The following is an 11,121-nucleotide window of genomic DNA, read 5'->3' as shown; positions in this document are numbered from 1 at the left end:
GCCAAACGACCGCGCCGTGGTTTCAGCACCAACCTGCCCGGCCTCCTGACGTGTGCGTTTTCAGGCGTCCGGGGACAAGGGAGGTCATCATGGCACTGTCCGGTCGTCGCCGGGAACTGGCGGGGTGGTCGCGCCTCGCGGTCGCATTGGCATTCGGGTGGACCACCAGCGTTTATCCGGCCCTGGCGCAGTCGCCGCCGCCGCCCGATGCCGGGCAGCCGGCCGTTGTCGCGCCGCCTCCGCCCGTGGCCGCTCCCATGCCGGCTCCCCCTATGCCGGCTCCCCCTATGCCGGCCGTGCCGGATGCGAGCGCCGGCGTGCCGCCCCCCGCTGCGGCGCAGGACGCCCAGCTGCGCTACACGCTGGCCGAGCTGGAGGCGCTGCTCGCCCCATACGCCCTCTATCCCGATACCCTGCTGGCGCAGCTGCTGCCGGCGACCGTCTATCCGCTGGATCTGGTGCAGGCCCAGCGCTGGATCGAGCGTAACAAGAGCGCGGTGAACAAGGGCGACTTCTCCAACGCCGACACGCAGAAGTGGGACCCCTCGGTGAAGGCGATGGTGCGCTTTCCCACCGTGGTCGCGAAGCTGAACGAGGACCTGGAATCGACCCAGTCCATCGGTTTTGCCTTCGTGACGCAGCCCGAGGATGTCTCGGTGGCCATTCAGGCGCTGCGCGCCAAGGCCGAGGCCGTGGGCTCGCTCAAGACCAACGACAGGCAGGTGGTGACCCGGCGCGAGGAGGGTGGCCGCAGCGTGGTCTACATCACGTCCGCCGACCCCACCGTGCTCTACGTGCCCGAATACGACTATTCGACCATCTACACCGCCGCGGGCGTGGGGCTGCTGGCCTTCGGCGCGGGCGTGCTGGTGGGCAATGCCTGGAACAATTCGTGGAACTGGGGCCGCGGCTGGGTCTATCCGCCGGTGTGGCCCGGCTATCCCGGCTGGCGCCCGCCGCCCCCGCGCCCTCCGGGTGGCTGGCCGGGCGGACCCGGTGGCCCCGGCGGTTGGCCGGGCGGCCCGGGCGGTCCCGGAGGTCCGGGAGGTCCGGGAGGTCCCGGTCACTGGGGCGGTCCCGGCCCTGGGGGCGGCCAGCCGTGGAAGCCGAATCCCGGCAAGCCGCTTCCGGGCAAGCCGGGCGGTCCTGGCGGTCCTGGCGGTCCGGGTAAACCGGGCGGTCCCGGTGGTATCGGTGGTCCGGGCGGACCGGGCAAACCCGGTGGCCCGGGTGGTCCGGGATTTATGGGCGGTCCTGGAGGTCCTGGCGGTCCCGGCGGGCCGGGCAAGCCGGGTGGTCCCGGCGGCGCTGGAGGAGTCGGCAAGCCCGGCGGCCCCGGCGGTCCCAGTGGTGCGGGCAAGCCTGGTGGCGCGGGTCAGTATGGCGGCTCCGGCAAGCCAGGTGGTTCCGCCAAGACCGGCGGTTCCGGCAAGTCTGGTGGTGCGAGCGCGCGGCACGGCTCCAGCGGCGTGAAGAAAGGCTCGTACGGTGGCGGATCGCAGATGAAGAGGAGTGGTGGCGGGGGCAGGCCGCAGTCCTTCCATCCGCAGCAGATGCGCTCCGGTGGAGGGCACCCCGGCCGTGCGCCACAGATGCGCTCCGGAGGCGGACCGAGGGGCGGTGGGGCGATGAGGCCGCACGGTGGTGGTGGCGGTCGCGGCGGGCGCCGCTGACGCCGTTTTCCGAAGGGGCCGTTCGATCCCGGCCGGCGCGACTCACCTCGCGCCGGCCGGGACATCGCAGTGCACAATCGAGTAGCCTTTCAATCGCCCGCAAAGACCGCGCGCCCCGGCTGGCCCGGTGTGCGCGCTCAGCGTTTCCCATCCCCCGTATCGATATCGTGATCGCGGCTTGCTACCGGCCGGGCCAATGGCGCTGGCCGGAAAGCTGGTGCGGCTGCAGCCGATTCCGAACGTCGCGGGAAGGGGATCGCTTCCGCTCCGTCGCCCACTCAACCGGCTGGGAACGAAGCATCAGGGCATCCACAAGGCATTGTGTCGCATGGCGCCGCGGCCGGGCCCGGGAAGCGGTGTAGGGCCGGCGGGACCGGTTCTGCGCGCCTGCGCCCGCGCCTGCTCTGAAGGCAGGTTCCCACCCGTTTTGCCGGCTGTCTGAGCTGAGACGAGGCAGGATGCCCAGAGCGTGCCCACCGCCCGTCCTCGCTCCGTGCCGGGATGGGACAGCACCTTCGCCGAAGCGCGCACTTGCCTCCCATCTGGCGCTGCGATAAGGCTGCGGCGTCGTTTCGAATTCCTCTAGCCGAACGGCGCGGTAACGCTTCAAGCGCATCGCCCGATCGTCGCGATGTGACGATCTGCGCCGCTTCTAGCCCCGATCCAGCGCCCCGAGGTGCGAGCAAAATGAACGCGTTGCTCATGGATTATTTGCCGGTGGTGATCTTCATCGGCGTGTCGCTGGTGATCGGGCTCGCCCTGCTCGTATCGCCTTTTCTCGTGGCCTATCAGAATCCGGATCCGGAGAAACTGTCGGCCTACGAATGCGGCTTCAATGCGTTCGACGATGCGCGCATGACGTTTGATGCGCGCTTCTATCTCGTCGCCATCCTCTTCATCATCTTCGACCTGGAAGTCGCCTTCCTGTTTCCGTGGGCCGTCACGTTCGGTGGCCTCGGTGACCTCGGCTTCTGGTCGATGATGGCTTTCCTCGGTGTCCTCACCGTTGGCTTCATCTACGAATGGCGCAAGGGAGCTCTGGAATGGGACTGACCCCTTCGGCCACCAAGCCCGAGATCGCGCCTGCCCCCAAGGGCATCGTCGATCCCTCCACCGGCCGCCCCGTGGGCGCGGATGATCCCTTCTTCAAGGAGATCAACGCCGAGCTGGCGGACAAGGGCTTCATCCTGACCACCGCCGACGATCTCATCACCTGGGCGCGCACCGGCTCGCTCATGTGGATGACCTTCGGCCTTGCCTGCTGCGCCGTGGAGATGATGCAGGTCTCCATGCCGCGCTACGACGTGGAGCGCTTCGGCTTCGCGCCGCGTGCCTCGCCGCGGCAGTCGGACGTGATGATCGTCGCCGGCACGCTGACCAACAAGATGGCCCCGGCCCTGCGCAAGGTCTACGACCAGATGCCGGAGCCGCGCTACGTCATCTCCATGGGCTCCTGCGCCAATGGCGGCGGCTACTACCACTTCTCCTATGCGGTGGTGCGCGGCTGCGATCGCATCGTGCCGGTGGACATCTATGTGCCGGGCTGCCCGCCCACTGCGGAAGCGCTGCTGTATGGCGTGCTGCTGCTGCAGAAGAAGATTCGCCGCATCGGCACCATCGAGCGCTGAGCCGGGAGCATTTCGATGGACGAGACCCTCAACGACCTCGCGGCGCACGTATCGGCGGCCCTTCCCGGTGCCGTGCTCGGCTCCGCCGTGGCCCATGGCGAGCTGACGCTCCAGATCGAGCCGGCGCAGATCGTCAAGGTGGCCACCTTCCTGCGGGACGATCCGGCCTGCCTGTTCCACTGCATCGTGGACGTGTGCGGCGTCGATTATCCGGCCCGCGAGAAGCGCTTCGACGTGGTCTACCACCTGCTGTCGCTGAAGCAGAACGTGCGCATCCGCCTGAAGGTGGAGACGGACGAAGACAGCCCGGTCCCTTCCATCTGCTCGGTCTTTCCCGGTGCCAACTGGTTCGAGCGGGAGGCCTACGACATGTACGGCATCCTGTTCACCGGCCACCCGGAGCTGCGCCGTCTGCTCACCGACTACGGCTTCGACGGGCACCCGCTGCGCAAGGACTTCCCGACCACGGGCTTCGTGGAGGTGCGCTACGACGACGAGCAGAAGCGCGTGGTCTACGAGCCGGTGCGCCTGCCGCAGGAATTCCGCAACTTCGACTTCCTCTCCCCGTGGGAGGGTGTGGAATACGTCCTTCCCGGTGACGAGAAGGCCTCGGGCCAGCCGCCCGTTCCCCCCAAGGCCGGCTGAGGGAGCGCCTTATGGTTGACATCGCCGACGAGATGAAGCCGGCCGACAAGGTCCGCAACTTCCAGATCAATTTCGGCCCGCAGCACCCGGCTGCGCATGGCGTGCTGCGCCTCGTGCTGGAGCTGGATGGCGAGGTGGTCGAGCGGGTGGACCCGCACATCGGCCTCCTGCACCGCGGCACCGAGAAGCTGATCGAGGCCAAGACCTATCTGCAGGCCGTGCCCTATTTCGACCGGCTCGACTATTGCGCGCCCATGAACCAGGAGCACGCCTTCTGCCTGTCGGTGGAGAAGCTGCTCGGCATCGAGGTGCCCAAGCGCGGCCAGCTCATCCGCGTGCTGTATTCCGAGATCGGTCGCCTGCTCTCGCACCTCCTCAACGTGACCACGTTCGCCATGGACGTGGGCGCGCTGACCCCGCCTCTGTGGGGCTTCGAGGAGCGCGAGAAGCTCATGATCTTCTATGAGCGTGCCTCGGGCAGCCGCATGCATGCGGCCTATTTCCGGCCCGGCGGCGTGCACCAGGACCTGCCGCGGGCGCTGGTGGAAGACATCGGCGCCTTCTGCGACCCGTTCCTGAAGCTGCTGGACGATCTCGACGGCCTCGTCACCGAGAACCGCATCTTCAAGCAGCGCACCGTGGACATCGGCGTGGTTTCGCTGGAGGACGCGCTGGCCTGGGGCTTCTCGGGCGTGATGGTGCGCGGCTCCGGCGCGGCTTGGGACCTGCGCCGCGCCCAGCCCTACGAGTGCTATTCCGAGCTGGATTTCGATATCCCCATCGGCAAGCACGGCGACTGCTACGACCGCTACGTGGTGCGCATGGAAGAGATGCGCCAGTCCACCAAGATCATGAAGCAGTGCGTGGAACGCCTGCTGAAGGAGGCCGGCCCGGTCTCCACCACCGACGGCAAGGTGTCCCCGCCGACTCGGGGCGAGATGAAGCGCTCCATGGAAGCGCTCATCCACCACTTCAAGCTCTACACCGAGGGCTTCCACGTCCCGGCCGGCGATGTCTATGCGGCCGTCGAGGCGCCCAAGGGCGAGTTCGGCGTCTATCTCGTCTCCGACGGCACCAACAAGCCGTATCGCTGCAAGATCCGCGCGCCGGGCTTCGCCCACCTGCAGGCGATGGATTTCCTCTGCCGCGGCCACATGCTCGCCGACGTGTCGGCGGTGCTGGGATCGCTCGACATCGTGTTCGGGGAGGTGGACCGCTGATGGCCCGCCTCGCCCTGTCCTTCCGCCGCGTTTCTTGCCGCCGGGTTTTTTGCCGCCCGATGCCGGCGCACGCTTCGTGCGCCGCACGTTCCGGGATCTGAGCCATGTCCGTCCGCCGCCTCGCCGCAGAGCAGCCCGAGAGCTTCGACTTCACGCCGGAGCTTGAGGCTATCGCTCAGAAGCTGACCGCGAAATATCCCGAGGGCCGCCAGGCCAGCGCCGTGGTGCCCCTGCTCTGGGAGACCCAGAAGGCCGCCGGCGGCTGGCTGCCCGAGCCCGCAATCCGTGCCGTGGCGGAGCGTCTCGGCATGGCGAACATCCGCGTGCTCGAGATCGCCACCTTCTACACCATGTTCAACCTGGAGCCGGTGGGGAAGCACTTCGTGCAGCTCTGCGGCACCACGCCCTGCATGCTGCGCGGCGCCGAGGCGATCCGGGACGTCTGCCATCGCAAGATCGGCCCCGAGCGCCATGTGAGTGCCGACGGCCAGCTCTCCTGGCTGGAGGTGGAGTGCCTGGGCGCCTGCACCAACGCGCCCATGGTGCAGATCAACGACGATTATTACGAAGACCTGACGCCCGAGAATTTCGAGAAGCTGCTCGACGATCTCGTGGCCGGCCGTCCGGTGAAGATCGGGCCGCAGAACAGCCGCCACGGCTCCGAGCCCGAGGGCGGCGCGCGGGTGCTGACCGATCCGGCGTTGTATGCGCACGGCGTCGCGACCGAGGCGCCTGCGGCTCCCGCGGCCGAGGCCCCCACATCCGGCGCTTTTGCGCCGACCTCCGGGGAGTGACCGCCATGCTCGCCGACAAGGACCGCATCTTCACCAACATCTACGGCCTTCAGGATTTCGGCCTGAAGGGCGCGCGGGCCCGTGGCAACTGGGACGGCACCAAGGCCATCCTGGAGAAGGGCCGCGACTGGATCATCAACGAGATGAAGACCTCCGGCCTGCGTGGTCGCGGCGGGGCCGGCTTCTCCACCGGCATGAAGTGGTCCTTCATGCCCAAGCAGTCCGACGGGCGCCCCCACTATCTGGTGGTGAACGCCGACGAATCCGAGCCCGGCACCTGCAAGGACCGGGAGATCATGCGCAACGATCCGCACACGCTGATCGAGGGCTGCCTGATCGCCTCCTTCGCCATGGGCGCGCACGCCGCCTACATCTATGTGCGCGGCGAATACATCTTCGAGCGTAACCGCCTGCAGGCGGCCATCGATGAGGCCTATGACGCCGGCCTCATCGGCAAGACCAACATTCACGACTACCCCTTCGACCTCTACGTGCACCACGGCGCCGGCGCCTATATCTGCGGCGAAGAGACGGCGCTGCTGGAGAGCCTCGAGGGCAAGAAGGGCATGCCCCGCCTGAAGCCACCGTTCCCCGCGAACATGGGCCTCTACGGCTGCCCGACCACGGTGAACAACGTGGAGAGCATTGCGGTGGCTCCCACCATCCTGCGGCGCGGGGCGGCGTGGTTCTCCTCCATCGGCCGGCCGAACAACGTGGGTACCAAGCTGTTCAGCCTGGCTGGCCACGTGAACACGCCCTGCGTGGTGGAAGAGGCCATGAGCATCCCGTTCCGGGAGCTGGTGGACAAGCATGGCGGCGGCGTGCGCGGCGGCTGGGACAATCTGCTCGGCATCATCCCCGGCGGCGCGTCCTGCCCAGTGATCCCGGCGGACCAGTGCGCCGACCTGATCATGGATTTCGACGGCACCCGCGCGGTGAAGTCGTCCCTCGGCACCGCGGGCGTGCTGGTGATGGACAAGTCCACGGACATCATCAAGGCCATCGCCCGCATCTCCGCCTTCTTCAAGCACGAGAGCTGCGGCCAGTGCACACCCTGCCGCGAGGGCACGGGCTGGATGTGGCGCGTGGTTAACCGCATGGCCGAGGGCCGCGCCCAGAAGCGCGAGATCGACATGCTGCTGGAAGTGACGACCCAGATCGAGGGCCACACCATCTGCGCGCTGGGCGATGCCGCCGCGTGGCCGGTGCAGGGCCTGATCCGCCACTATCGTCATGTGATCGAAGAGCGGATCGACCAATATGCCGCCAACCCGCATCCGGACCCGGTCCCGGTGGCGGCGGAGTGAGAACGTCCCGCGTGGCGCGCGCGTCGCGACAGGCGGGAAGGGAAATGACACGGGAGGCTGGGCGCGCTGCGCTGGGTTTCCCGCCGTGCATGGCGCGGCATAAGGCGAGGTGGAAGTGATGGCGAAGATCGTCGTCGACGGCACAGAAGTCGATGTCCCGGCCGAATACACGCTGCTCCAGGCGTGCGAGGCGGCGGGCGTCGAGATTCCGCGCTTCTGCTTCCATGAGCGGCTCTCCATTGCCGGCAATTGCCGCATGTGCCTGGTGGAAGTGAAGGGCGGGCCGCCCAAGCCTACAGCGTCCTGCGCCATGGCGGTGAAGGACCTGCGTCCCGGCCCCAACGGCGAGCCGCCCGTGGTGCTCACCAAGAGCCCCATGGTGAAGAAGGCGCGCGAAGGGGTGATGGAGTTCCTGCTCATCAACCACCCGCTGGATTGCCCGATCTGCGATCAGGGCGGCGAGTGCGACCTGCAGGACCAGGCCATGGCCTATGGCGCGGACACCTCGCGCTTCGCCGAGAACAAACGCGCCGTCGAAGACAAATATATCGGCCCGCTGGTCCGCACCTCCATGAACCGGTGCATCCAGTGCACCCGCTGCGTGCGCTTCTCCACGGAAGTCGCCGGCGTGCCCGACCTCGGCGCCATCGGCCGCGGTGAGGACATGGAGATCACCACCTATCTCGAGCACGCCATGCGCTCGGAGATGCAGGGCAACGTGGCGGACCTGTGCCCGGTGGGCGCGCTGACCCACAAGCCCTACCAGTTCCATGCCCGGCCGTGGGAGCTGATCAAGACCGAGTCCGTCGACGTGATGGACGCGGTCGGCTCCAATATCCGCATCGACACCCGCGGCCGTGAAGTGATGCGCATCCTGCCGCGCAACAACGACGTCGTGAACGAGGAGTGGATCTCCGACAAGTCCCGCTATGTGTGGGACGGGCTGAAGGTCCAGCGCCTCGACCGGCCCTATGTGCGCAAGGACGGCCGGCTGGTCGCCGCGTCCTGGAGCGAAGCCTTCGCGGCCATCGCAACCAAGGTGAAGGCCGCTCCGGCCGCGAAGGTGGGCGCTGTCGTCGGCGACCTCGCCAGCGTGGAGGAGGTGTTCGCCCTCAAGACACTGATCGGCAAGCTGGGCTCCGCCAACATCGACTGCCGCCAGGACGGCGCGGCGCTCGATCCGGCGCTGGGCCGCGCGACCTATGTGTTCAACCCCACCATCGCCGGCATCGACGAGGCGGACGCCATCCTCCTCGTGGGCACGGATCCGCGCCACGAGGCCTCGGTCCTCAATGCTCGCCTCCGCAAGCGCTGGCGGCAGGGCGGGCTCAAGCTGGGCCTGATCGGCACCAAGGTGGATCTCACCTATCCCTATGAATATCTCGGCGCCGGCCCGGATAGCCTCTCCGATCTCGCCGGCACCGGCGCCTTCGGCGACGTGCTGCGCAAGGCCGAGCGTCCGCTGGTCATCGTCGGGCAGGGCGCTCTGGCGCGGCCGGACGGTGCCGCGGTGCTGGCGCTCGCGGCTCGCGTGGCGGTCGCCTGCGGCGCAGTCAAGGACGGCTGGAACGGCTTCGCGGTGCTCCACACCGCCGCCGCCCGCGTCGGCGCCCTCGACGTGGGCGCGGTGCCGGGCCCGGGCGGGCTCGATGTGGCGGCCATGACCGCTCCGGGCGCCCTCGATGTCGCGTTCCTCCTGGGCGCCGACGAGGTGGAGGTCGCCCCCGGCGCCTTCGTGGTCTATCTCGGCACCCATGGCGACACCGGCGCCCACCGGGCTGACGTGATCCTTCCCGGCGCGGCGTATCCGGAAAAGTCCGGCCTCTATGTGAACACCGAAGGCCGGGTGCAGTTCGCCAACCGCGCTGCCTTCCCGCCTGGCGAGGCCCGGGAGGACTGGGCCATCCTGCGCGCACTGTCGGAAGTGCTGGGCCAGACGCTGCCGTTCGACAACGTGCTCGCGCTGCGCGCTCAACTGGTCGCGGCCTATCCCCACCTTGGCCACATCGACGAAGTGGCGGCGGCGGATCCGGCGGCCGTGGCGACGCTGGCGCAGGCTGGTGGCACTGTGGACAAGGCGGCCTTCGTGCTGCCAATCGACGATTTCTTCCTCACCAACCCCATCGCCCGCGCCTCCGCGGTGATGGCCGAATGCTCTGCCCTGCGCCTCGCGGCGACGGCGCAGGCGGCGGAGTGACGGGGATGGCGGCGCACGTGAACGGGACAGCTGCAAGCGGCACGGGATCGAGGACATGAACTGGCAGGATACCCTTATCCAGGTGCTGATCATCCTCGGGCAGAGCCTTGCTCTGCTCGTGGCGCTCCTGGTTTTCATCGCCTTCATCCTGCTTGCCGACCGCAAGATCTGGGCGGCGGTGCAACTGCGGCGTGGGCCGAACGTGGTGGGCCCGTTCGGCCTGTTCCAGTCGTTCGCCGACCTTCTGAAGTTCGTGCTGAAGGAGCCGACCATCCCGGCCGGCGCCAACAAGGCGATCTTCCTGCTCGCCCCGCTGGTGACCTGCGTGCTGGCGCTCGCCGCCTGGGCCGTGGTGCCGCTGGCCAAGGGCTGGGTGATCGCCGACCTGAACGTGGGCGTGCTCTACATCTTCGCCATCTCGTCGCTGGGCGTGTACGGCATCATCATGGGTGGCTGGGCGTCCAACTCGAAATACCCCTTCCTGGCGGCGCTGCGCTCCGCCGCGCAGATGGTGTCCTACGAGGTGTCCATCGGCTTCGTGATCATCACGGTGCTGATGTGCGCGGGCTCGCTCAACCTCTCGGCCATCGTCGAGGCGCAGAACGGCCGGTTCGGCTTCCTGAACTGGTATTTCCTGCCGCTTCTGCCCATGTTCGTGATCTTCTTCATCTCGGCCCTCGCCGAGACCAACCGCCCGCCCTTCGACCTCGTGGAAGCGGAGTCGGAGCTGGTGGCCGGCTTCATGACCGAATACGGCTCGACGCCATACCTGCTGTTTATGCTCGGCGAGTACGTGGCCATCCTGACCATGTGCGCCATGGCGACCATCCTGTTCCTCGGCGGCTGGCTCTCGCCCCTGCCGTTCCCGCCCTTCACCTGGGTGCCGGGCCTGGTGTGGTTCGTCCTGAAGCTGTGCTTCATGTTCTTCTTCTTCGCCATGGCGAAGGCCATGGTGCCGCGCTATCGCTACGACCAGCTCATGCGACTCGGCTGGAAGGTGTTCCTGCCGATCTCGCTCGTTGCCGTGGTGGTGGTCGCGAGCGTCCTGCACTTCACCGGGACGGCGCCGCGATGACCGCGCCCGCCCTTCTTCCGCACTGCCCTTCGGGAGAGCGTTCATGAAGCTCGATCAGGCCGCGCGCGGTCTCTTCCTGACGGAGCTCGTCTCCGGCTTCTTCCTCGCCATGCGCTATTTCTTCAAGCCCAAGGCGACGCTGAACTATCCCTTCGAGAAGGGGCCGCTGTCTCCGCGCTTTCGCGGCGAGCATGCGCTTCGCCGCTATCCCAACGGGGAAGAGCGCTGCATCGCCTGCAAGCTGTGCGAGGCCATCTGCCCGGCGCAGGCCATCACCATCGAGGCCGGCCCGCGCCGCAATGACGGCACGCGCCGCACCACCCGTTACGACATCGACATGGTGAAGTGCATCTATTGCGGCTTCTGCCAGGAGGCGTGCCCGGTGGATGCCATCGTCGAGGGGCCGAACTTCGAGTTCGCCGCCGAGACCCGCGAAGAGCTCTATTACGACAAGGAAAAGCTGCTCGCGAACGGCGACCGGTGGGAGCGCGAGATCGCGCGGTCCATCGCCATGGATGCGCCGTATCGCTGAGCGCGCTTCCGGCCGGAGGCTGGAAGGTGAGGGACAGAAGTTGCCGGCTT

At 67.8% G+C, this 11,121-nt stretch carries 10 protein-coding genes; all 10 read left to right on the top strand.

Annotated elements, in window-relative coordinates:
- The first annotated feature begins 272 nt into the window (after nt 1-272).
- The 10 genes from FZ033_RS23930 (at nt 273) to nuoI (ending at nt 11,071) form a co-directional block, all read left to right on the top strand.
- Entirely contained in the window at nt 273-1,673 is a 1,401-nt protein-coding gene (locus tag FZ033_RS23930) for a DUF3300 domain-containing protein (RefSeq protein WP_210247848.1), read from the top strand.
- Between the two features lie 687 nt (nt 1,674-2,360).
- Complete coding sequence (locus tag FZ033_RS01990; RefSeq protein WP_149574484.1) at nt 2,361-2,726, top strand: NADH-quinone oxidoreductase subunit A; 366 nt, start codon at nt 2,361-2,363, stop codon at nt 2,724-2,726.
- On the top strand, nt 2,717-3,301 hold the full coding sequence (locus FZ033_RS01985) for a NuoB/complex I 20 kDa subunit family protein (protein WP_170218789.1): 585 nt from the start codon (nt 2,717-2,719) through the stop codon (nt 3,299-3,301). The genes FZ033_RS01990 and FZ033_RS01985 overlap by 10 nt, the downstream gene beginning before the upstream one ends.
- 15 nt (nt 3,302-3,316) lie before the next feature.
- A complete protein-coding gene (locus FZ033_RS01980) occupies nt 3,317-3,946 on the top strand; it encodes an NADH-quinone oxidoreductase subunit C (protein WP_149574483.1) in 630 nt (209 codons plus the stop codon).
- A gap of 32 nt (nt 3,947-3,978) precedes the next feature.
- Complete coding sequence (locus FZ033_RS01975; RefSeq protein ID WP_149574665.1) at nt 3,979-5,166, top strand: NADH-quinone oxidoreductase subunit D; 1,188 nt, start codon at nt 3,979-3,981, stop codon at nt 5,164-5,166.
- Nucleotides 5,167-5,270: 104 nt separating this feature from the next.
- A complete protein-coding gene (nuoE, locus tag FZ033_RS01970; RefSeq protein WP_149574482.1) occupies nt 5,271-5,960 on the top strand; it encodes an NADH-quinone oxidoreductase subunit NuoE in 690 nt (229 codons plus the stop codon).
- A 5-nt stretch (nt 5,961-5,965) separates the two neighbouring features.
- Nucleotides 5,966-7,267, top strand: coding sequence for an NADH-quinone oxidoreductase subunit NuoF (gene nuoF, locus FZ033_RS01965; RefSeq protein WP_149574481.1), 1,302 nt, complete (start codon nt 5,966-5,968; stop codon nt 7,265-7,267).
- 118 nt (nt 7,268-7,385) lie between these two features.
- Entirely contained in the window at nt 7,386-9,464 is a 2,079-nt protein-coding gene (nuoG, locus tag FZ033_RS01960) for an NADH-quinone oxidoreductase subunit NuoG (RefSeq protein ID WP_149574480.1), read from the top strand.
- Nucleotides 9,465-9,519: 55 nt separating this feature from the next.
- A complete protein-coding gene (nuoH, locus tag FZ033_RS01955) occupies nt 9,520-10,539 on the top strand; it encodes an NADH-quinone oxidoreductase subunit NuoH (RefSeq protein ID WP_149574479.1) in 1,020 nt (339 codons plus the stop codon).
- A gap of 43 nt (nt 10,540-10,582) precedes the next feature.
- Nucleotides 10,583-11,071 carry an NADH-quinone oxidoreductase subunit NuoI gene (gene nuoI / locus FZ033_RS01950; RefSeq protein WP_012116595.1) on the top strand — a complete coding sequence of 163 codons (489 nt, stop codon included), beginning with the start codon at nt 10,583-10,585 and terminating at the stop codon, nt 11,069-11,071.
- Nucleotides 11,072-11,121: the final 50 nt, after the last annotated feature.

The organism is Xanthobacter oligotrophicus, from assembly GCF_008364685.1.
Classification (GTDB): domain Bacteria; phylum Pseudomonadota; class Alphaproteobacteria; order Rhizobiales; family Xanthobacteraceae; genus Xanthobacter; species Xanthobacter oligotrophicus.
This window is presented reverse-complemented; position numbering and strand designations above follow the sequence as displayed.